This is a genomic window from Plantactinospora sp. KLBMP9567 (assembly GCF_033446045.1).
GTDB lineage: Bacteria > Actinomycetota > Actinomycetes > Mycobacteriales > Micromonosporaceae > Plantactinospora.
The window spans coordinates 139,192-160,794 of the sequence record NZ_JAWQRR010000004.1 but is presented as its reverse complement, the minus strand read 5'-3'; the positions used below and the strand labels follow the sequence as shown (position 1 = coordinate 160,794).

21 protein-coding genes and 1 pseudogene are annotated in these 21,603 nt (G+C 72.4%); 5 read left to right on the top strand and 17 right to left on the bottom strand.

Going from position 1 to position 21,603, the window contains the following annotated elements; translation table 11 throughout:
- Nucleotides 1-51 precede the first annotated feature (51 nt).
- The 9 genes from R6Y94_RS02560 to R6Y94_RS02520 all read right to left on the bottom strand — a co-directional run bounded on the left by R6Y94_RS02560 (nt 52) and on the right by R6Y94_RS02520 (nt 8,664).
- Nucleotides 52-240, bottom strand: a complete 189-nt coding sequence (locus R6Y94_RS02560) for a DUF397 domain-containing protein (RefSeq protein ID WP_318394110.1) — start codon at nt 238-240, stop codon at nt 52-54.
- Nucleotides 228-1,034, bottom strand: a complete 807-nt coding sequence (locus R6Y94_RS02555) for a helix-turn-helix transcriptional regulator (protein WP_318394109.1) — start codon at nt 1,032-1,034, stop codon at nt 228-230. The genes R6Y94_RS02560 and R6Y94_RS02555 overlap by 13 nt, the downstream gene beginning before the upstream one ends.
- Before the next feature lie 788 nt (nt 1,035-1,822).
- A complete protein-coding gene (locus tag R6Y94_RS02550; protein ID WP_318394108.1) occupies nt 1,823-2,542 on the bottom strand; it encodes an SDR family oxidoreductase in 720 nt (239 codons plus the stop codon).
- A gap of 10 nt (nt 2,543-2,552) precedes the next feature.
- Entirely contained in the window at nt 2,553-3,368 is an 816-nt protein-coding gene (locus tag R6Y94_RS02545; protein WP_318394107.1) for a helix-turn-helix domain-containing protein, read from the bottom strand.
- 9 nt (nt 3,369-3,377) lie between these two features.
- Nucleotides 3,378-4,196: an ABC transporter ATP-binding protein gene (locus R6Y94_RS02540; protein ID WP_318394106.1), complete on the bottom strand. Its 819-nt coding sequence runs from the start codon at nt 4,194-4,196 to the stop codon at nt 3,378-3,380.
- The gene (locus R6Y94_RS02535) at nt 4,193-5,194 is read right to left on the bottom strand and encodes an ABC transporter ATP-binding protein (protein WP_318394105.1); all 1,002 of its coding nucleotides are present in this window, start codon (nt 5,192-5,194) and stop codon (nt 4,193-4,195) included. Before R6Y94_RS02535 ends, R6Y94_RS02540 begins: the two co-directional genes overlap by 4 nt.
- A complete protein-coding gene (locus tag R6Y94_RS02530) occupies nt 5,191-6,075 on the bottom strand; it encodes an ABC transporter permease (RefSeq protein WP_318394104.1) in 885 nt (294 codons plus the stop codon). Before R6Y94_RS02530 ends, R6Y94_RS02535 begins: the two co-directional genes overlap by 4 nt.
- Nucleotides 6,068-7,069: an ABC transporter permease gene (locus tag R6Y94_RS02525; protein WP_318394103.1), complete on the bottom strand. Its 1,002-nt coding sequence runs from the start codon at nt 7,067-7,069 to the stop codon at nt 6,068-6,070. The genes R6Y94_RS02530 and R6Y94_RS02525 overlap by 8 nt, the downstream gene beginning before the upstream one ends.
- Nucleotides 7,066-8,664 carry an ABC transporter substrate-binding protein gene (locus R6Y94_RS02520; RefSeq protein WP_318394102.1) on the bottom strand — a complete coding sequence of 533 codons (1,599 nt, stop codon included), beginning with the start codon at nt 8,662-8,664 and terminating at the stop codon, nt 7,066-7,068. Before R6Y94_RS02520 ends, R6Y94_RS02525 begins: the two co-directional genes overlap by 4 nt.
- Before the next feature lie 335 nt (nt 8,665-8,999).
- Between R6Y94_RS02520 and R6Y94_RS02515 the strand changes: the two genes are divergently transcribed.
- Nucleotides 9,000-9,131 carry a hypothetical protein gene (locus R6Y94_RS02515; protein WP_318394101.1) on the top strand — a complete coding sequence of 44 codons (132 nt, stop codon included), beginning with the start codon at nt 9,000-9,002 and terminating at the stop codon, nt 9,129-9,131.
- Between the two features lie 86 nt (nt 9,132-9,217).
- Here R6Y94_RS02515 and R6Y94_RS02510 read toward each other — a convergent pair whose 3' ends face one another.
- The 3 genes and pseudogenes from R6Y94_RS02510 to R6Y94_RS02500 form a co-directional block, all read right to left on the bottom strand.
- The gene (locus R6Y94_RS02510) at nt 9,218-9,709 is read right to left on the bottom strand and encodes a DinB family protein (RefSeq protein WP_318394100.1); all 492 of its coding nucleotides are present in this window, start codon (nt 9,707-9,709) and stop codon (nt 9,218-9,220) included.
- 57 nt (nt 9,710-9,766) lie between these two features.
- Nucleotides 9,767-10,075 (bottom strand): annotated as a pseudogene (locus tag R6Y94_RS02505) (nuclear transport factor 2 family protein); the annotation flags it as partial.
- A 278-nt stretch (nt 10,076-10,353) separates the two neighbouring features.
- A complete protein-coding gene (locus R6Y94_RS02500; RefSeq protein ID WP_318394099.1) occupies nt 10,354-10,590 on the bottom strand; it encodes a hypothetical protein in 237 nt (78 codons plus the stop codon).
- A gap of 189 nt (nt 10,591-10,779) precedes the next feature.
- Between R6Y94_RS02500 and R6Y94_RS02495 the strand changes: the two genes are divergently transcribed.
- On the top strand, nt 10,780-11,889 hold the full coding sequence (locus R6Y94_RS02495; protein WP_318394098.1) for a cellulose binding domain-containing protein: 1,110 nt from the start codon (nt 10,780-10,782) through the stop codon (nt 11,887-11,889).
- A 4-nt stretch (nt 11,890-11,893) separates the two neighbouring features.
- Here R6Y94_RS02495 and R6Y94_RS02490 read toward each other — a convergent pair whose 3' ends face one another.
- Entirely contained in the window at nt 11,894-12,262 is a 369-nt protein-coding gene (locus R6Y94_RS02490) for a signal peptidase I (protein WP_318394097.1), read from the bottom strand.
- Between the two features lie 95 nt (nt 12,263-12,357).
- Nucleotides 12,358-13,815, bottom strand: coding sequence for a hypothetical protein (locus R6Y94_RS02485; RefSeq protein ID WP_318394096.1), 1,458 nt, complete (start codon nt 13,813-13,815; stop codon nt 12,358-12,360).
- A gap of 308 nt (nt 13,816-14,123) precedes the next feature.
- Between R6Y94_RS02485 and R6Y94_RS02480 the strand changes: the two genes are divergently transcribed.
- Nucleotides 14,124-15,077, top strand: a complete 954-nt coding sequence (locus R6Y94_RS02480; RefSeq protein ID WP_318394095.1) for a DUF3500 domain-containing protein — start codon at nt 14,124-14,126, stop codon at nt 15,075-15,077.
- Nucleotides 15,078-15,119: 42 nt separating this feature from the next.
- Here R6Y94_RS02480 and R6Y94_RS02475 read toward each other — a convergent pair whose 3' ends face one another.
- The 3 genes from R6Y94_RS02475 to secA2 form a co-directional block, all read right to left on the bottom strand.
- A complete protein-coding gene (locus tag R6Y94_RS02475) occupies nt 15,120-15,626 on the bottom strand; it encodes a DUF2231 domain-containing protein (protein WP_318394094.1) in 507 nt (168 codons plus the stop codon).
- 98 nt (nt 15,627-15,724) lie between these two features.
- Nucleotides 15,725-16,462, bottom strand: coding sequence for a GAF and ANTAR domain-containing protein (locus tag R6Y94_RS02470; protein ID WP_318394150.1), 738 nt, complete (start codon nt 16,460-16,462; stop codon nt 15,725-15,727).
- 244 nt (nt 16,463-16,706) lie between these two features.
- Nucleotides 16,707-19,001, bottom strand: a complete 2,295-nt coding sequence (gene secA2 / locus R6Y94_RS02465) for an accessory Sec system translocase SecA2 (RefSeq protein WP_318394093.1) — start codon at nt 18,999-19,001, stop codon at nt 16,707-16,709.
- A 261-nt stretch (nt 19,002-19,262) separates the two neighbouring features.
- Between secA2 and R6Y94_RS02460 the strand changes: the two genes are divergently transcribed.
- A complete protein-coding gene (locus R6Y94_RS02460; protein WP_318394092.1) occupies nt 19,263-20,273 on the top strand; it encodes a glucosyl-3-phosphoglycerate synthase in 1,011 nt (336 codons plus the stop codon).
- A 121-nt stretch (nt 20,274-20,394) separates the two neighbouring features.
- Nucleotides 20,395-21,543 carry a glycosyltransferase gene (locus tag R6Y94_RS02455; protein ID WP_318394091.1) on the top strand — a complete coding sequence of 383 codons (1,149 nt, stop codon included), beginning with the start codon at nt 20,395-20,397 and terminating at the stop codon, nt 21,541-21,543.
- The last annotated feature ends 60 nt before the right edge of the window (nt 21,544-21,603 follow it).

Here is a 21,603-nt window from a genome sequence, read left to right as displayed (position 1 = left end):
TTGCAGAATCTGGTGCCGTGCACCCGTACCCCGAGACGGGCGGGTAGGCCGTCAGCGCGTCGGTGGGTGCCCGACGAACGCCCGCCAGGCAGCCGACGCGAAGCTCAACACCAGCCCCGACCGTTCCTTGCTGTCCCGCACCGCAACCACCCCCGGCAGATTGTCCGCCACCTCGACACAGTTGCCGGTCTGGCCACTTCGACTACTCGTCCGCCAGCACGCACCGCTCAGGTCGCCCATTTCTCCGCCGCCTCCGAAATCCGCTCGATCGACTGCTGGTGCGGCAGTGCCTCGGATCGGATCGCCTCCCACGCCTTCAGGATCCAGGCCAGAACCGGACCGCCGACCACCACCTGCCCCGGCGCCTGGTGGTCCAGATAGGCGACGTCCTCGTTGTCAGGCAGGGTGGCGATGATGAAGGCACCGCCGAGCCCAGAGTACGCACCGACCGATTCCGGCACGACCTGCATTCGGACGTGCGGCATCTCCTTGGCGATGTCGACGAGGTGGAGGAGTTGCTCCCGCATCACCTCGGGTCCGCCGACCGGCCGCCGCAGCACCCCGGCGTCCAGCACAACGGTGAACTGCGGCGGGTTCTCCCGACGCAACACCGCCTGCCGTTCAAGCCGAGCCGCCACCCGTCGCTCCACCTCGCCAGGAGTCAGCAGGCCACCACTTTCGAAGATCGCCCGGGCGTATGCCTCGGTCTGGAGCAAACCGGGGATCGTCGTGTTCTCGAACGTCCGCAGCGCCTCGGCCAGTTCCTCGTAGAACAACCACTCCTTGGCCCAGACCGGTGACTCGTCAGCCTTGACCAGGTCCTCGTGGAGACGCATGAGCAGGCCGCCGGTGTTCAGCACTTCGTCCGCGACCTTGAGGAACTTGGGGGTCGGTGGGCGTTGGCCGGTCTCGACCGAGCTGACGTGCGAGCCGGAGAAGTGCATCAGCTCCCCCAGCGCCTCCTGACTGAGCCCGGCCGCGACTCTGCGGCGGCGCAACTCGCGGGTCAGGAACTCGGACGGTGACATGGTCATCTGCCGCTTCTCCCCTGCTCGTGATGGACTCGTGCCGTCAACCGCCTCCACGGCCTCAGTCGATCACTCTCCGCGATCAGCAGAGTGCCGGATCAGGGCGTAGTCGCGTCAACAGCGGACCGTCACCGCCGCCAATGCTCCGGGTTGCCCATCCTCTGCCCACACATCGGCTGGTTTCGCTCACGGTCGCCCATCGTCTCTGCTCCTCGTCCTGTCGGGGCGGACCGGCCAACCCAGGCGGACGGCATCAGCGCTCTGAGCGTGATACCACCAGGTCATCATGATGACTTGGTGGTATCACGCCCAGCCGGCATATGTCCCCGCGCCCGGACGACCGACCCGGCCGGCGTGCGTCCATCGCTGTCACGACCGGGACCGGGCCGACACCGCAGCCGGGACCGTGTCGACACCGAGAGCCGGGACCGTGTCGACGCCGAGAGCCGGGACGAGGACGAGAGCCGGGACGACGCCGAGGGCCGGTAGCACCAGGGTTGGATCGCCGGCTGACCGGAGCGGCGGGGCCTCCCGGGCAGCCGCATTAGGATCGAGGCGGCGAAGCCTGCGCCCGCCGGTGCCCGTGGTGCCGGCGGGCGCGACTCACCGGAACGGGGGAGAACTGATGGGTGCGGTGGTGACGGCGGTGTCCCGGGACGAGGGGCACCATGGGCGTGGTACGCCAGGGCGGTGAGATCCGGCCCGGCGACGGGATCACGGTCGAGCTGCCGCCCGAGCCGCACCGCCCCCTCGACCGGGTCTGATCCGCCCGGCGCCCCCGCCGGCAGCGGTACTCAGACGAGCAGGCCGCCGGTCGCCCGGATGTTCTGTCCGGTGATCCACCCGCCCTCGGGTCCGGCGAGGAAGGCAACGACGGCCGCGATGTCGTCCGGCAGGCCGAGCCGGCCGAGTGCGGTGAGGGTGGTGGCCCGGGTCAGCGCCTCGGCCGGATTCGACGCCCGGAGCAGGTCGGTGTCGGTCGCGCCGGGCGAGACCGTGTTGACGGTGATGCCCCGGGGGCCGAGTTCCCGGGCGGCCACCGCCGTGAGCTGTTCGAGGGCGGCCTTGCTGGCGCAGTAGAGGGCGAGTCCCGGAGCCGGCAGCACGGTGTTCAGGGTGGAGATGTTCACGATCCGACCGCCGTCCCGCAGCACCGTGGCCGCCTCACGCATCGCCAGCAGCGAAAATTTCGCGTTGACCGTCATCACCCGGTCGAACTCCTCGCCGGTGAGGTCGGCGATCGGCGTCGACACGGCTATCCCCGCGTTGTTGACCAGGATGTCGAGGCCGTCGCGCACCGGAGCGAACATCGGCCCGAGGCTGGCCGGGTCCGCCTGGTCGGCGCGGACGGCGACCACGTCGTCGTACCGGGAGACGAGTTCGTCGGCCGCCACCCGGTCGCTGCGATAGGTGAAGACCACCCGGGCGCCGGCCTCGGCGAGTCGTCGTACGATCGCCCGGCCGATGCCCCGGGAACCGCCGGTGACCAGTGCCGTCCTGCCATCCAGCTTCATGCGCGGGACGCTATCCGGAGCCTGGTGCGTGGTCTTGAAGAAATGCGCACAGCTCGGTCGGGGTGAGGCCGGAGAGTGCGCGCACCTCGCGGGTGAAGTGCGGCTGGTCGGCGTACCCGGTGTCGGCCGCCGTTCCCGCCAGGTCCGCACCCTCGACCAGGAGCCCGATCGCGTGCTGGAACCGGGCGGTCCGGGCCACGGTCGCCGGTGACAGCCCGATCTGGCGGCGGAAGCCGACCTCGAGATAGCGACGGCTGACTCCGAGCCGATCGGCCAGCGCGCCGATCCGGAGCCGCTCGGGGCTCTGCGAAAGCAGCCACCAGGCGGCGGTGACCAGGCCACCCGCCGCCCCGGCCGGCGCACCGGCCAGCCAGCCGGTGAGCGTCTGGTCAAGGAGTCTGAACCGGCTCGGCCAGTCCGGTGCCGCGCCCAGCCGTTCGGCCAATCCGGCGGCGCGCGGACCGACCAGCTCCGTCAGCGGTACCGTGACCTCGGCCAGCTCCGGCATCGGTACGCCGAGCAGCGCCGACACCCCGGCCGGAGTCATCCCGACGCTGACCCCGTACGCCCAATCGGTCTGCCCGGCCACCGTCGCCGTACGACGTGCCCCGGTGACCAGGGCGCACGGCTCCGCGAAGTCGACCAGCAGGATGACGTAGCTCAACGGCAGCAGCCGGTGCGGGATCCGGACCCGGGATCCGGCCCGGAATCCCGCATAGCCCAGCACATGGTGCCGCAGCCGGGGGTGCGGGAGCCGGACGATCGTCTCGCACGCCAGGGACTGTGGTTCCGCCGGTATCGAATGGATCTGCGTCAGCCGGGTCATCAGCCACCATCATGGCCGGCCGGGCAGACCACCTGCCACGGGCCGGTCGATGCCCGTTGACGTCCCCGCCCCGGCCACTGACGTCTCCGCACCGGCCGTTGACCTCCCCGCCTCGCCCACTGACCTCCCCGCCTCGCCGATTCCTGCCGCCGCCGTCGGAAGCTCGACGACCCGGTCCGCCCAGCGGCTCAGCAGCGCCGGGTCGTGCGTGACGAGCAGCACCCCGGCCCGGTGCGCCCGCTGGTAGTCCGTGATCACGGCGGCGACGTGCGCCTGGGTGGAGGCGTCGAGCATGGCGGTGGCCTCGTCGCAGAGCAGGTAGTCGGGGCGGTGGGTGAGGGCGCGGGCCAGGCAGGCGCGCTGGAGCTGCCCGTCGCTGACCGCGTGCGGGCGCCGGCCGAGCAGGTCGGGGGTGAGTCCGACGTGGTCGGCGAGTTCGGCGACCCGGCGGAGGATCCCGTCGTCGGGGTGCCGGGTGGCCCGGAGCGGTTCGGCGATCAGGTCGGCCAGGTTCAGCCGGGGGTCGGCGGCGGCGCGGGGACTCTGGAAGAGCACGGCGATCCGGGTACGCAGGGCGACCGGCACGGCGTACCGGGTGCCGGCGACCGGGGTACCGTCGACCGTCACCCGTCCATGATCCGGCCGGTGCAGCAGGGCGAGCACCCGGACCAGAGTGGACTTGCCGCCGCCGGACGGTCCACGTAGCCCGACCGTCTCGCCTCGGTCGATCCACAGGCTCACCCGGTCGAGCACCACCTGCCGCCCGTAGCTCGCGGTGACCTCCTGCGCGGCAAGCTGTGCCGGTACGGGTACGGGTGTGACGGTCACGACGGGACTCCGGCGGCGAGCGGGTGGTGGCAGGCGACCGCCCTGACGTCGTACGCCGTCAACGGGGGTTGCCGCTGGCAGGCGTCGGTGGCGTACGTGCAGCGGGCGGCGAAGGCGCAGCCGTCCGGCAGGGCGGTGAGCATCGGCGGATGCCCGGGTACGGCTCGGAAGGCGCGATCCGGTAGCGCGTCGAGCAGGGCGGCACCGTACGGGTGCGCGGGGGCTGCGAAGAACCGCCCAGCGGGCAGGTGTTCGACGATCCGGCTGGCGTACATCACCGCGACGGTGTCGGCGACCCGTTCGGCGGCGCCCAGGTCGTGGGTGATCAGCACGACGGATTGTCCGCTGTCGCACCTGCGGCGCAGCAGGTCGAGGGTGTGGTCGACCAGGGGCCGGTCCAGCCCGCTGGTGGGTTCGTCGGCGATCAGCAGGGTCGGGTCCGGGGCGAGGGCGAGCGCGGTGACCAGGCGTTGCGCCATGCCGCCGGAGAGTTCGTGCGGAAAGCGGTCCAGGTCGGCAACGTCGAGGCCAACCTGGGCGGCGACGCGTTCCGCCGCGCCGACGGCTTCGGCTCGGGTGTGCCGGTGGGCCCGGAGCGTCTCCTCGATCAGCCGCCGGCCGGTACGCACCGGGTTGAGCGCGGTGGCCGGGCTCTGCGGCACCAGACCGGCCAGCCGGCCCCGGACCCGTCCGGCGAGTACCCGTTCGCCGCAGCCGATCAGGTCGATCGGGCCGCTCGGTCCGCCGCCGGGCTGGTGCAGCCGAGCCTGGCCGCTGACGGTGGCGTTCCGGGGCAGCAGCCCGAGCAGGGCGTGGGCCAGCACGGACTTGCCGCAGCCGGATTCGCCGACGACGGCCAGCAGTTCGCCGGGGTGGACCCCGAGGGTGAGGTCGGTGACGGCGTGCACGGTCGCGTCCCGGAGCCGGAACCGGACGGTGAGCCCCTCGACGTCGAGCACCGGACCCGCACCGGCGGTGCTGCTCCGATCGGTCTTCACAGTTGCAACTCCGCTCGGACGCGGGGATCGAGCCGGTCCCGCCAACGGGCGGCGAGCACGGCGATGGCCAGGGTGACCACGACGATGACCGCCCCGGGGGCGAGGCTGGCCCACCAGGCACCGGCCAGCAGCGATCCCTGTCCGTCGTTGATCATGTTGCCGAGCGAGGCGAGGTGCGGCGGCAGGCCGAGCCCGAGAAAGGAGAGCGCGGTCTCGTGCCAGACGGCGTGCGGAATCATCAGCGTGATGGCCAGGGCCAGCCGGGGCAGCACGTGCGGCAACAGGTGTCGGGTCAGCACCCGTCCCCGGCTCGCACCCCCGGTGATCGCCGCGTCCACGAACGGCCGGGTACGCAGGCTCAGCAGCTCGGACCGGACGATCCGGGCGGTGGAGAGCCAGTGGGTGAGCCCGATCGAGGCGATCACCGCGCCGAGGCTGGGGCGCAGCATCGCGACGATGAAGATGCCGAGCAGCAGGTGTGGCAGGGCCGCGACGGTGTCCACGATCCGCATCAGTACCCGGTCGACGCGGCCGCCGACGGTGCCGGCGATCCCACCGACGATCCCGCCGATCACGGTGGCGACCAGCGCGGCGACCGCACCGACCAGCAGCGACACCCGCAGCCCGTAGAGGGCACGGTGCGCGACGTCGCGGCCGAGGTCGTCGGTGCCGGCCGGATGGGTCCAGGACGGGGCCAGCCGGGTCCGGTCCAGGGCGACGGCGCTCTGGTCGAGCGGCCAGAGCAGGGGTGCGAGCAGGCCGGCGGCGATCGCCACCGCCAGCACCGTGCCGGCCACGGCTGCCCCGGTCCGGCCGGCACCCAGGCGGAGACGGGGCCGCCGGCCGGCGAGCCCGGCGCGGGTACGGGTCAGCTCAGCCATCGAGGCGTACCCGGGGATCGGCGGCGGCGTAGCCGAGGTCGGCGGCGAGGTTCGCGGCCAGCACCACGGCGGTGGTCAGCAGGGTGATCGCGGCCAGCAGCGGGAAGTCGCTGCCCAGCGCGGCCTGCACGGTGACCGCGCCGAGTCCGGGCAGCGAGAAGACGGTCTCGACCAGTACCGCACCGCCGACGAGTTCCGGCAGGTGCGTGCCGACCAGGGTGAGGAACGGCAGCAACGCGGTGCGCAGCGCGTGCCCGAACAGCACCGTCCGGCCGGGCAGTCCCCGGGCCCGGGCGGCGAGCACATGGTCGTCGCGGAGGCTCTCGGCGACCGCGTCCCGGACGAAGAGCACGAACCACGGGGCCTGGGAGACCGCGAGGACGCCGATCGGTAGCACGAGGTGGTGGGCGACGTCGGTCCACGAGGTGCCGGTCGCGGTCACGTCGGTCAGGCCGCCGGCCGGCAACCAGCCCAGGGCGAGTGCGAAGAGGGCGATGGCGGCGAGGCCGAGCCAGAACACCGGCATCGACCCGACGGCGTACGCGGCCGCCCGCAGGCCGCGGTCGAAAAGCCCGCCGCGCCGGTACGCGGCCAGCGACCCGAGCAGCAGGCTCGCCACGAGTACGACGGCGAGCGCGGCGCCGACCAGCAGCAGCGTCCAGCCGGCCCGGGCCGCGATGACCGAGCCGACCGCCTCGTGCCGGCTCGTCGACCACCCCAGGTCGCCGCGGAGCAGGTTGCCGACCCAGCGCAGGTACTGCACCGGCAGCGGGTCGTCGACACCCCAGTTGGCCCGGAGCTGCGCCAGGTTCTCCTCGGTGGTGGTGAACGCCGCCGCCCCGGCGTACTGCTTGGCGGCGTCGACCGGGGAGGCCGCGCCGAGGGCAAACATGCCGATGCTGGTGGCCACGAGCACCGGTACGGCGACCAGGAGCCGGCGCCGGACCACGGCACCCGCCCCGGCGAGCCGGCGCCGGGTCGGTTGCCGCGTCACCGCCGGGTCCAGGTGTTGATGTTCCACCAGAGGCTGTTCGCCACGTCGTGCTCGTGCGCCTCGACCCGGGGCGTCACGCCGTCGATCGAATCCCGCAGCACGTAGCTGTGCTTGAGATAGCTCAGGTAAACCCACGGCACGTCGGCGGCGAGCTGCTTCTGGAACGTCGAGTACGCCGCCTTGCGCCGGGCCGGGTCGGACTGGTCCCGGCCCTGCTGCAACGCCTGGTCCACCACACTGGACTTGTAGTGTCCCGGGTTGAAGTAGCCCTGCCCGGCGAACCGGGACCCGAACAGCTTGTAGGAGACGAAGTCCGGGTCGTACGGGGTGCCGTAGCCCATGATCAGGGCGTCCGAGTTGAGCCGCGGGTCGATCGCGTCCCAGGTCAGCCCCTCGGGGGTGATCTCGATGCCGACCTTCTTGGCGTCGGCGGTCACCGCCAGCGCCAGTTCCTTGCGCAGGCTGTCGCTGGCCGGGTACATCAGGGTGAACCGGGCCGGGCGGCCGCCCCTGGCCCGGATGCCGCCCGCGCCGGGCGTCCAGCCGGCCGCGTCGAGCAGCGCGGTGGCGGCGGTCGGATCGGCGGTCGGCTTGCCGACGACGGCCGGTTCGGCGTATTCCGAGGTGGGTGGGACGGGGCCGTAGGCCGGTTCACCGGCGCCGCCGAGTACCCCGGCCACCATCGCGGCCCGGTCGACGGCGAGGTTGAGGGCGCGGCGGATCGCCGGGTCGGCGGTGACCCGGTTGCCCATCGGCAGCATCACGCCCCGGTAGTCGGCCGTCGGCACCCGCTCGACCCGGTAGCCGGCGCTGCCGTCGAAACCGGCGGCGAGCTTCGGGGCCAGCTCGGCGACGTCGAACTCGCCGGCCCGCATCCGCTGGGCCCGGATGTTGTCGTCGGCGACGAACGCCACCACCAGCCGCCGGTTCGGCGGCCGGCCGCCGAAGTACCGGTCGTTGGCGGTGAGCACCAGCCGGTCGCCGGGGGTCCAGGACTCCACCTGGTACGGGCCGGTGCCGACCGGCTTCCGGTTGAACTCGGCCTTGTTGACGTCCTGCCCGCTCAGCGCCCTGGCCGGCACGACGCCGAGGGTGAGTCGTTGCAGGAACGGCGCGTACGCGTGCCGGAGCCGGAACACCACCGTGGCCCGGTCCGGCGCGTCGACCGACTCCAGCATCTCCAGGTCGGATCGGAGCGTGGAGTCGACCTTCGGGTCCAGCACGGTCCGGTAGGTGAAGACCACGTCGGCGGCGGTGAGCGCCGCACCGTCGTGGAACACCACCCCGTCGCGCAGCTTGGCCGTCACCGTCCGGCCGTCCGCCGAGACCGTCGGCAGTTCCGCCGCGAGGCCCGGCACCAGCCGGTTCTGCGCGTCCCTGGCGACCAGCCCGTCGAAGATCAGCGACGCCCCGTCGACACCGTAGTTGAGCACCGGGTTCAACGTGTCCGGTTCACCGGCGGTGGCGACCACGAAGGTGTCACCGGCGGCAGGCGCCCCGGGCGTCGTCGATGACGAGCAGGACGCGAGAGCGAGCAGGCCACCGGCGGCGGCCACCGCCACCAGTCGTCGGACGGTCGGACGGATCCGGATCACGGAGGTCTCCCACACAGGTCGGACATGGACGCGCCGGCCGACCGGGCACGGTGCTCGACACCGGCGCCGGACGGCCTGGGACCGGGCGCCGACGACCTGACGGAGCCGTCTGGCCCAGGCGATGCCAGGTCAGCAACACCCTTGACTGATCACGGTGGCAGAGTTGCAAAACTTTGGCAACAACGATGAGTTGGCTTTAAGCTTGTGATCTTGTTCGCGTAACCGGCTGTCCGCGAAGCGGTCACGCCACACGGTCGGCACTGTTGCCATATCAACCACCCGGCGGTGGCGAGCGGCGGTAGCGCCGGCACGCGCGGCGTACGGTGCCGATCTCGGTGGTGCAGGACGGCGCGCAGTCCGGTCGTACGGTCGCGGGCCGGCCCGGCGCACCGGTGTGGGCAGCGTTCGAGGCGGACCGGGCCGCGTTCGAGGAGCGCTTCCTCGACTCGCTCAACGGTCGCCGCTGACCCGATTCTTCGGCCGGAGCGCCGTGCCCCGATAGTGGGCGCGCCTGGAGTCGACACCGGTAGTCGGCGGCGAGCCAGGCCGACGGCTACGAGCCGCGGCTGATGTCGAGCAGGTGGTGCTCCCCCTCGTGCACCGTGTGCCGGCCCAGCCACAACAGCGTCCGGACCTGCCGCTGCGGCCACGGATAGCTGCCGGTCCTGGCCAGCTCGGGCGGGCCGAGCCCGCCGAAGGCTGTCGCCAGTTCTCCGGCGGCTGTGGCGAGCTCGCCGAGCACCACGGCCGGATCCCGCCGGTTGTACGCGTCCGCGACCACCCGCTCGTCGCGTCCCATCGGAGTGAACTCCGGTTCGTCGACGGCCAGCGCCAGGGCGAGCCGCTGGTGCTGCACCCGGAAGACGTCCCGCACGTGGCAGGCGTACTCCAGTGGCGACCAGACCCGCTCCGCCGGACGTCGGCGCGGATCCCGGGCGGCGCGCAGCCCGGCGGAATACCGCGGCCCGAACCCGCGCAGCCGGTCGGGCAGCGCCTCGGCCGGCACGGAGGCATAGTCGAACCCGCACTCGTCGCAACGCTCCACGACACCAACGGTACGACCGCCGCCGCGACCGGCCCCGCTCCGACTGGGTCGGGCGGGTCACACGGCGCTGACGTGTGCGGCCAGCAGACGCCACCCGGACCCCTCGGTGTGGATCCAGGTCCGGGTGTACCGGACCCGGGCGGTGAACGGCGTGCCGGCGAGCGCCCCCGTGAGGGCACCCAGGAACCAGGTGACGCCGGTGTCCCCGCTGACCAGGACGGTCAACTCCTCCTCCTTGACCTCGGTCAGCACCTGCTCCCGGGTACGGTGCACCCGCAGGTCGTCCTGCTTGTCGTAGAGCCGACCGCCCGGCCCGGTGAAGACGAGCCGCTCGTCGATCAGCCGGTCCAGCTCGGCGACGTCCGAGCTGAGCTGGGCGGCCTATAGCCGCCGCTCGGCCGCACGGAGCGCCTCGACCCGGGAATCGTCGGACATCCGAACCCACCTCCAGCGTCGCACCGCCCACCACTCGGGCCCCGACCCAGGGTCGACCCGGCGGTGGTGCCGGGGCAACGGTTTGCGCTCTCGGCGGATTCCGCTGCCGGGCGACCGTCGCCACCGGTTGCACGTCGGCCGCCCACTCCGCCGCCCTGGCTTCGGACACGACTGGCGGCGCCAGGGACGCGGTCCGCCAGTATCGCGCCTCAGCGGGACGAGGGCTCCCAGACCGCGCCGTCGTGCGCGAAGAGCACCCGGGCCGGGTCGCGCTCCAGCAGCCGGGGCAGCCACTCCGGCACCGGCGGCAGCGGTTCCGCCACCCCGTCCCGGGCCGCCCGCAGGGCGAGCCGGGCCGCGCCGAACTGGAAGGCGAAGTCGTGGGCCTGCCCGGCCAGGATCACCGTGCCGTCCGGTTGGCGTACCGCCGGGTCGGACCGGTTCACCGGTCCATCGTCGCGGCCGGCGGCGGCCCGGCAAAGACCGGTTCACCATCATCGGCGTAACGGTGCCACGGCGACGGCCAGCCGTACGCCCACTTGACCGGTTGAGTTCCGATCCGGTGACCTGCTTGAATGTCTCGGGAGCACCGGGCCGGGCACGTCTCACCTCTCGCACCGTGACAGGAGACAACCATGCTCCGCAGGCCCCTGCTCAGCACCGTACTGGCCGCGCTCGTCGTCGCGCTCGGCACGGTCGTCATCGCCAGACCCGCGCTGCCGGCGGAGGCGCCGGCACCCGTGCGCATCATGCCGCTCGGTGACTCGATCACCGGCTCCCCGGGCTGCTGGCGCTCCGTCCTCTGGAACCGCTTGCAGAACACCGGCTACACCGGTATCGACTTCGTCGGCACGCTCGGCCCGCAGGGCTGCGGACAGCCGTACGACGGGGAGAACGAGGGGCACGGCGGCGCTCTGGTGACCACCGTGGCCGACCAGAACCAGTTGCCGTCCTGGCTGGCCGCCACCCGCCCGGACGTCGTACTGATGCACTTCGGCACCAACGACGTCTGGAGCAACCGGGCCACCGCGACCATCCTCGCCGCGTACGGGAAACTGGTGGACCAGATGCGAGCCAGCAACCCGGGCATGAAGATCCTGGTCGCGAAGATCATCCCGATGGCGCCGAGCACCTGCGCCGAGTGTGGCCAGCGGGTGGTGGCGCTCAACGACGCCATTCCGGGCTGGGCGGTTTCGAAGACCACCGCCGGATCGCCGATCGTGGTGGTCGACCAGTGGAGCGGCTTCAGCACGGGCACCGACACCTACGACGGCGTGCACCCCAACGCCGCCGGCGACCAGAAGATGTCCGACCGGTGGTACCCGGCGCTGACGGCCGCGCTGGACGGCGTCACGCCCACCCCGCCGCCGACCCGGACCCCCACACCACCGCCGACCCGGACGCCGACCCCGCCACCGCCCACCACCACTCCGCCGCCGGCCGGCGGCTGCGCGGCGACCTACCGGAGCATCGGGCAGTGGCAGGGCGGCTTCCAGGGTGAGGTGACGGTACGCAACGACGGCACCGCACCGAGCCGGTCCTGGACGGTCGAGCTGGCGTTCGGTTCCGGCCAGCAGGTCAGCCAGGCCTGGAATGCCACCGTTTCGCAGAGCGGCAGCACCGTGACCGCCCGGAACGTCGGCTGGAACGGCGCGCTCGCCCCCGCCGGTACGGCCACGTTCGGCTTCGTAGGCAGTTGGACCGGTAGCAATCCGCCTCCGGCGGTCGGCTGTACGTTCGGCTGACCGATCAGCCCGCGGCGACCTTGTAACCGGCGACCGACGGCCAGCGGACGGTGAGTACCACCGCCGGTTCCGGGGCCAGCCAGGAGTGGTCGACACCCGGTCCCCAGACGACGTAGTCACCCGGCCTGGTCAGCACGACGGTGCGGTCCCGCAACTCGACGTGGAACCGGCCGGAGACCAGCACCAGCAGGGCGGTACGCCGTTCCCCGGTCACCCACTCGGCCCGGGTGTCGCCGGCCGGGTGCACGCCCCACTTGACCTCCACGTCGGCGCTGTGCCGTACGTCCACACCGGGCATGAAGTGGCCGAGCAGCCAGCCCCCGTTGTCCGCGCCGTCGACACCCGCCTGGCCCACGTAGATGCCGTCCCGCACCCGGCCCTCCCCTCCACAGGTCGGGCAAGTTATCACGGGAGCGGCCCGGTCCCCACCGCTGGGGACCGGGCCGTCCGTGCCGGATACGGCTGTGGCTACCAGTTGCTGCCCAGGAAGCTGGGCTGGCTCTGCACGTTCAGCTCCTTGAACCTGGTCAGGTGCGCCGTCCAGATCCGCCAGTCCCGCAGCTCCAGTACGTCCAGACCCTTCTGGATGTCGTTGGAGTAGATGTGGCCGTTGTACCAGTACGCCGACCACGATCCGCCGATGATCCGGCGGTCCGTCGAGAGCGGGCCGCGCTCCCAGTAGGCGATCTCGACCGGGCGGGCCGAGTTGGTGAAGTCGAAGACCGAGACGCCGCCCTGGTACCACGCCTGGACCATGATGTCCCGACCCAGCACCGGAATCAGCGAACCGTTGTGCGCGACGCAGTTCTCCAGGCTGGTGTTCAACCGCGGGATCTTGTAGTAGCTCTTGAAGACGAGGTTGCGGCCGTCACCCCGACCGGCGATGTCGTAGATGGCGTTGGCGCCTCGGGTCGGCGCGACCGTCTCGACGCAGGTCGCCCCGGAGCCGCCACCGAGTTCGTCGGTGAAGACCACCTTGGTGCCGGAGTTGTTGAACGTTGCCGAGTGCCAGAACGAGAAGTTCACGGTGTCCCGCACCCGGTTGATCACCCGAGGCGCCTCCCGGTTGGCGATGTTCAGCAGGATGCCGTCACCCATGCAGGCGCCGGCAGCCAGGTCCTTGCTCGGGTAGACGGTGATGTCGTGGCAGCCGCTCGTGGTCGAACTGCCGTTGCTACCCGGGTTGCCACCGTCCGGGAACAGGTTCGGCACCGCTACCACGGCGGCCTGGGTCGGCTTCTTCACCGGCACCTTGACGATCGAGATCGAGTCGTGCGGGGTCGCGCAGCCGGCGTAGGTGTCCGACGGTCCGTACGAGGCGACGTAGAGGTAGACCGACTTCTTGTCCTTGCTCGGCACCAGGGTGTGGGTGTGCGAGCCGCAGGCGGTCTTCACCGCCTTGATGTAGCGCGGGTTGCGCTTGTCCTTGATGTCGAAGATCTTGATGCCCTCCCAGACCGTCTCGCTGCGCGGCACGCTCGTGCTGGCGCACGAGTCGTCGCTGCGCGGGTCGTCGGTGGAGAGGAACAACAGGTCACCGTAGACGGAGATGTCGTTCTGCGAGCCCGAGCACTGGACCTGCGAGACGATGGAGGGCCGGGCCGGGTTCTTGACGTCGTAGATGACGAAGCCCTCGTAGTTGCCGGCGAAGACGTACCGGCCCTGGAAGGCGAGGTCCGAGTCGAGGGCGCCCTCGGTGGCGAAGGTGCCCTGCTTCGGGACGTTGGCTATCTGGCGGAGGTTCGGACTGCTGGAGATCTCGTCCACGCCGGGCGGGCTGGCAACGTCCGTTGTGGTCTGGCCCGTTGCGGCCACTGGCTGGGCGTTGCTTGCCGGGGCAACGGCAACGGTCACCACCAGGAAGGAGAGGGCGGCGAGCCCGACGATCCGTAGTCGCCGCGGCCCTTGTGGGGAGAGTTTGAACATCTGGCGGCACCCTTCGAAAGGGGTTGACGATTGTGCAGACCTTACCTGGAGTCAGAGTACGTCGATGTGATCCCTATCACATTATTGATGATCAAGGAACTTCCCCTGATCATGCTCCGACCAGGGGCGGTCCACAAGGCATAAACCGGGCCCACCGGCCGGGACAGGCCCGGAGCAGGTAGCTCTGAAGTGGACGGACACCGAAGGGGTCGACGAGTAGATTTCATGTTCGTCCACCGAATGGTCGACCTTGCCCGCACCGCGAGCCTGGCCGACAGGGTCACCGGGGCAGCCGGTATACAGGGGCAATGCGCAACACCTCCCTGGCCGGACAGATGCGGACGGCGGCCACCGCACTGCTGGACGCGCTGCCGGGGCCGGCCCGGGCGCTGGCCGCCCGCCCGTTCGACGACGAGGCCGGCCGCCGCTGGATCGAGTACCGGCCACTGCCCCGGCCGGGTGCCTGCCTCGCCGACCTCGACCGGACCGGCCGCAAGGCGACGCACCGGCTGCTGGCCAGCGCGCTGAGCCCGCACGCCTACGCCCAGGCGGCCGCCGTCATGGCCCTGGAGGAGGTACTCGACCGGCAGGAGGACTGGCGGCGGGGCCGACACAGCGACGACTACCGGATCGTGGTCTTCGGCGACCCGGCCCGGGACGACCACTGGTCCTGGCGGTTCGAGGGACACCACCTGTCGGTGACGATGACCGTCGCCGGCGACCGGGTCTCCCCCGCACCGCTCTTCCTGGGCGCCAACCCGGCGACGGTGAGCTACGGCGGCCGCCCGGTCAGCCGGCCGCTCGGGCCCGAGGAGGATCTCGCCCACGCCCTGCTCGACGCGGTCGGCCCGGACGGGCGCGGCGCGGCGGTGGTCGCCGACGAGGCACCCGCCGACATCCGCAGCGGCACCCGGGCACGGTCCGACGGCCGGATCGAGCCGGTCGGGCTCCGGGCCGGCGGGCTCGGACCGACCGGCCGGGCGCTGCTCGACCAGCTCGTCGCGCTCTATCTCGACCGGCTCCCGCCCGAACTGGCCGGTCAGGAGGCGGCCCGGGTCCGCCGGGGTGACCTCTACTTCGCCTGGGAGGGCCCGACCAGGCCGGGCGGGCGGCACTACTACCGCGTCCAGGGCGAGGACCTGCTGATCGAGTACGACAACACCAGCGAGGACGGCAACCACGCGCACACTGTGCTGCGCCGCCCGCGCGGCGACTTCGGTGCCGACCTGCTCACCGAACACCGGGCCACCGGCCACTCCTGAGACGGCGACGCCGAGTCGGGCGGCCGGCGCCCGGCCGTCGGGTCAGCCGCCGCGGCGCCGGCCGAAACCGCCGGCCACCGAACTCGCCGGTGGGCCGAACCCGTCGAAGCTGGTCGGTTCACCGCGCCCCTGGTCGAACTGCCGGACCAGGCTGCCGCCGAGTCGTACCCCGACCGAGCCGAGCAGCAGGCCGAGCAGCTCGACCGCGACCAGCCCACCGCTCGCCCCGTGCTCCGGCTCACCCGACCTGATCAGGCAGGCGAAGACAAAGAGCACCGCGACGGCGGCGTTCACCAGGTTGAAGATGATCGCGGTGCGCCGGGTCGGATCGCCCGGCACGTCCCACAGGTCGACCATGCCGGCCGCGGTCGCGAGCCCGCCCGCGACCAGCGCCGCGACCGCGGTCCAGTAGCCGACCAGCCCCAGGATCGCCGGGCCGCCGAGCACGTCGGCCAGGTCGAAGACCGTGGCGCAGACGAACAGCCCGAACGGAAAGGTCACCAGCATGGGCTGGATCGGGTGTCCGTGCACCCGCAGGCGGCTCTGCATGGTGACGCCTCCCCGGCTCGCTCTCGACCAGCCCCAGCCTGCTACCCCCGGGCCACCCGGCCGAAACGGACCGCAATCGCGCGGTCCACGCCGGACGGTCAGCCGTCGCGGCGCCGGGCCACCGAGGTGACCAGCCGCTCGGCCACGTCCCGGAGCGGGATGGCCAGCGCCGCCGAGGCGGACCGCAACACCCGTAGCGCCTCCGTGGCCGGACAGCCACGTTGAGTCATGATAACCCCGACCGCCTGGTCGATGACCTGCCCTGCGGTGAGCGTTTCGTCTGGGTCGCCGGCGGCCCCGGTCTGCCGTGACCGGTCCCGCACCGCGCCGAGCAGCAGTCCGGCGTGTTCGGCCAGCAGCATCGCGCTGAGCTGTTGGCTGGCGGTCAGCGCTCCGGGCTGGCGTGCGTACAGGTTGATCGAGCCGACCACGTGCTCGTCGACGTCCACCGGTACGGCGAGCACCCCGCGTACGCCGAGGGCCAGCGCGCGGCCGGTCCACGGCCGCCACCGGGTCTCGGTGCGCAGGTCCCCGGACCAGACCAGTTCCCGGGAGCGGATCGCCACCATCGCCGGCCCGTCCTGGCCGTGCCGGACGTCGTCGAGATCGCCGAGTCGAGGCTCCGAGGCCGCGACCGAGGGGGGCGCCCCGGCCCGCAGCACGGTGACCCCGCACCAGGTCACCGCCGGGATGGCGTCCCGGACGGTACGTACCAGCCGGTCCAGCGCGGCGTCGAAGTCGTCGCTCGCGATCAGTCCGGCAGTCACCTCGCGGAGCAGGGCGGCGGTCTCCAGCACGCCCGGGGCTTCGGTCGACGGCTCCGTCGTCGTCCTCAGCCTCAGCACCGGTCCGAAACCCCCGCCACCACCGCGGCTGCCGCGGTACGTCCGGTTCGCGCCGTCGCCTGTCTCATGGTCGCCTCTCCCCCGCCGTTCCCGATCCCGTGCCGGTACGGACCTGCGCTACTACCCGAGCGCCGGGTGGACAAACCACCCGTTCCAGGAAGAGAACGATCCCGCCCGTCCCGGGGTTGCCGTCAGGCTTCCGACGATCAACCCCGGGATCGCGGTGCGGTCCGGGTCAGCGCGAGCCGGAGCTGAGCCGGCGGCCGACGGCGGCGATCAGCCGGTCGAGTTCCGAGCCGAACGGGTTGTCGTGCACCAGGTAGGTCCAGGTGGCGCTGGGTCGCGCCAGCTCTCCGTCGCCCGGCTCCCAGTCGTCGTCGAACTCGTTCTCCTCGAAGGTCTCCACCGTACGGGTCTCGATCTCCGGTACCAGCGCGTTGAACGCCGGCACCGCCGACCGGTGGAACTCGTCGAGCGGGTCGAGCCGGCCCAGCGCCCGCAGGTGTACGCCCTCGCGCACCTCGGAGAGCTCGGCCAGGTGCAGGGCCCAGAGCCGGTCGAGGTGGTAGAGCGCGATCGACCGGCCGACCTTGGAGAGGAGTTCCTCGTCCATCTCCTTGGCCCGGTCCGGGAAGCGCTCGGTCAGCATCTCCGCCGCCACCTCGGTGGTGAGCAGCCGCTCCCGGCGCTCGGCCAGCGCCTTGCGCTGCTGCTCGATCACCACGCTGTAGCGCCAGGTGTTGCGGTGGATCTCGTGGTTGACGCCCTCGGCGATCCGCTGGGCGTGCTCGACGGCGAAGTCGACCTGCTCGTCGGTGACCAGACCGTCGGCGTTCATCCGGGGCGACGGCGGGATCGCGTCCGGGGCGTGTCGGATGACCAGGTTGTCCTCCAGGCTGACGAAGAAGACGGAGCGACCGGGGTCGCCCTGCCGGCCGGCCCGGCCCCGGAGCTGGTCGTCGACCCGCCGGCTGTCGTGCCGGCCGCTGCCGATCACGAAGAGGCCGCCGAGTTCGGCGACCCGGTCCCGGTCGGCCTGGTCGCTGCCGCCGAGCCGGATGTCGACACCCCGGCCGGCCATCTGGGTGGAGACGGTCACCGCGCCGTACTTGCCGGCCTCGGCGATGATCGCCGCCTCCTCGGCGTCGTTCTTGGCGTTGAGTACCGTGCACGGCACCCCGGCCTCGCGCAGCGCCTCGGCGAGCCGCTCCGACTCCTGCACGTCCAGGGTGCCGATCAGCACCGGACGCCCGGTCTCGTGCTGCTCCTGGATCTCCTGGATCAGCGCCTCTTCCTTCTCACCCCGGGTGGCGTAGATCCGGTCCGGGTCGTCCACCCGGACGCAGGGGGTGTTCGGCGGGATCACCGCGACCTCGAGCGAGAAGAACTCCCGCAACTGGTCGCCGACCAGCACCGCCGTGGCGGTCATCCCGCAGACGGTCTTGTAGAGCGCGACGAACGCCTGCACGGTGATGGTGCCCAGCACCTCACCCTCGGCGGTGGCGTCGAGCCCCTCCTTCGCCTCGACGGCCGCCTGGAGCCCGTCCGGCCAGCGGCGGCGCTGGGCGACCCGGCCGCGCATCTCGTCGATCAGCTCGACCCCGTCGTTGCGGACGATGTAGTCGACGTCCCGGTGCAGCAGGGCGTGCGCGTGCAGGGCGACGTTGACCGCGGAGAGCTGCTCGACGTGCTCGGCGTCGTAGAGGTCCACACCGCCGAGCCGGGATTCGACCTCGGCCAGCCCGGCGTCGGTGAAGGCGACGCTGCGGCCGTCGTCGGCCACCGTGTAGTGCCGGCCGGCGCGCAGCCCACGCACCACCGCCGCTGCCTGGTGCACCGGGTCCTGCTCGCCCGGCACCGCACCGGCCAGCACCATCGGCACCCGGGCCTCGTCGATCAGGATGGAGTCGGCCTCGTCCACGATCGCGGTGGTCAGCGGCGGCTGCACCCGGTCGTCGATGTCGGTGACGAGCTGGTCGCGGAGGAAGTCGAAGCCGGCCTCGCTGACCGAGACGTAGGTGACGTCGCAGGCGTACGCCGCCTGGCGCTCTTCGCGGGTGGACGCCTCGGTCACCCAGCCGACGCGCAGCCCGAGCAGCCGGTAGACCGGCTCCATCCACTCGGCGTCCCGGCGGGCCAGGTAGTCGTTGACGGTGAGCACGTGCACCGGCCCGTTACCCCGCCGGACGTGCCCGTACGCGGCGATCGTCGCGGTCAGCGTCTTGCCCTCACCGGTGGCCATCTCGGCGACCTTGCCGGCGAGCAGCGACATGGCGCCGAGCAGCTGGACGTCGTACGGCCGCTGGTCGAGCCCGCGCCGGGCGGCCTCGCGGCCCACCGCGCAGATCTCGACGAAGTCCTCGGCCTTGCCGGCCGTCTCGGTCAGCTCGGCGTCGTCCAGCTCGGTGAGTTCCTCCTCGCGCGCCTCGATCGTGGGCAGCAGCTTCTCCAGCGGCGCCAGATCAACTGTGGTGCCCGGACGCTGGAGGAAACGCCGGACCCTGGTCTTCAACCGTTGCGACACACCCATGACGGGCAACGGTACGCGAACTCTCCGGCAAAGTGCGGCCCGCCCGGCCGCGTGCCGGGTCCGCTCTCGGCCGGGCCGGTGGCCGGATGTCCGTACCGCCCGAGTGTGCCCGGATGGGCGGAATGCGAGCGGGCCCCCGGCGCCCTCCCCGGAGTGGTCCCGGGCGGGTGCCGGGACGGTTGATCCGGGGCCGGCGGGGAAGGCTGTAGGGCTGCACCGGGCCCGGCCGGGCACCGGTCGAGGCAGTGGGGGAGGTCGTCCATGCGGCGCTCGCGTACACCCGTGTCACCGGCGCTGGAGGCGTGGTCCACCCACCGTACCGGGGTGGCCGACCAGTGGACGCCGCGACAGCTCGCGTACCTGAAGGGGGACCGCACGGTCAGTGTGGTGATACCGGCCCGGGACGAGGAGTCCACCGTCGGCGCGATCGTGGCGGCGATCCGGGCCTGCCTGGTCGAACAGGTCGAGCTGGTCGACGAGGTCGTGGTGGTCGACTCCCGGTCCAGCGACCGGACCGCGGTGGTGGCGGCGGCGGCCGGGGCCCGGGTGGTCGGCCAGGACGAGATGACCCGGGGGCTGCCCCGGCTGGACGGCAAGGGGGACGCGCTCTGGGCCGGGCTGGCCGCGTCGACCGGGGACCTGGTCGCCTTCATCGACGCCGACCTGCGGGAGTTCCAGCCCCACTTCGTCACCGGACTGCTCGGCCCGCTGCTGACCGACCCGTCCGTCGCGTTCGTCAAGGGCTTCTACCACCGCCCGCTGGTCGGCACCAGCGGAGTGGAGGCGGAGGGCGGCGGCCGGGTGACCGAGCTGGTGGCCCGCCCGCTTTTCAACCTCTTCTGGCCGGAACTGGCCGGCTTCGTCCAGCCGCTGGCCGGGGAGTACGCCGGCCGGCGGGACGTACTCGAACGGGTGCCCTTCGTCTCCGGTTACGGCGTCGAAACGGCGATGCTGATCGACCTGCTGGAGATGTGCGGCCTGGACGCCCTCGCCCAGGTCGACCTCGGCGAACGCCTGCACCGGCACCAGGACACCGAGGCGCTCGGCCGGATGTCCGGGCAGATCATGCACACGGTGTGGCAGCGGCTGTGCCGGCGGGGCCTGGTCGAGGAGACCGCGCCGCCGGGGAACCTGCTGGTGCAGTTCCGCCGGGACGGCAGCAGCGCACTGCCCAACCTGGATCGGGAGATCGTGGTCAGCGACGTCTCCGTCCGAGAGCGCCCGCCGCTGGCGGAACTCCGGCCGTCGTCGTCCCGGCGGGCGGCGGTATGACCGGGCACCGGGGTCCGGCCGGGCGGCGCCGCGTGACGGGGCATGCCGGCCCGGCCGGACGGGTTGCGGGGGACGACGCCGGACGAGCCGCGGAGGTCGCCGGACGGGCCGGGGAGGGCGGATGAGCCTGACCGTGCTGATGAACGCCGGGCCGTGGCTTCCAGTGCCACCGCCCGGGTACGGCGGGATCGAGAACGTGGTCGCCACCCTGGTGCCGGAGCTGCGCCGGCTCGGCGTACGGGTGGTGCTGGCCTCCACCGCCGACGCCACGCTGCCGGTCGACGAACTGCTGTCGGTCTTTTCCGACGGCCAGTTCGGGGCGCTGCAACGGCCGTACAACCAGGTCTGCGGGATCTCGCACGCGCACCTGTCCGGGGTGGTCCGGGCGCTACGCGAACGGGACGACATCGACCTGGTGCACGACCACGTGGAGGCGGTCGGGTTGGCGGTGCTGACCGCGATGGGCCCGGGGAGCGGTCCGGCGCTGCACACCCTGCACTGGGACCTCGGCAAGCACCCGGACCTCTACGGGTATCTGGACGGCGGTGACCGGGTCCGGGTGAACGGCGTCTCGGCGGCGCAGCTCGCCCGGGCGCCGCGGGCGCTGCGCGCCCACGCGGTCGGGCATGTGCACCTGGCGACCCCGTTGGCGGTGCAGGCCGATCGTCGATCGCCGGTCGAGAAGTCCGACCACCTGGTGATCCTCGGCCGGATCACGCCGGGCAAGGGGCAGCACGTCGGGGCCCGGCTCGCCCACCAGGCCGGGTTCGACCTGGTGCTGGCCGGACCGGTCGGGCCGTACCGGCGGCCCGAGGAGCTGGCCGCGGCCGGGCCGGAGGCGGGACAGAACCCGGACGTACGGTACTGGCGCGAGCAGGTCGCCCCGATGGTGGACGGCGACCGGGTGCGCTGGGTCGGAATGGTGGCTGGGAGCGCCCGGGACGAGCTGGTGGCGGCGGCCCGGGCCAGCCTCTTCCCGCTGTGCTGGGAGGAGCCCGGGGGCACGGCGGTGATCGAGTCGCTCGCGCTCGGCACCCCGGTGCTGGCGATCGGCCGGGGCTGCCTGCCGGAGCTGATCGAGCACGGTAGGACGGGCCTGCTCGCCGACGACGAGGAAGGGCTGGCCGACCTGGTGCGGGGGGCCGTCGGGCTGGACGAGCGGGACTGCCGCCGGGAGGCCAGCCGCCGGTTCACCCCGGCGATCATGGCCGAGCGGTATGTCGAGCTGTACGAGCAGGTACGCCGGTCGGCCGTCGCCGCGCCGGGCTGACCCATGCGGGTCCGGTCCGGGCATCGCCGGACAGGGCGGTCGGCGTCGGCATGGCTGTGC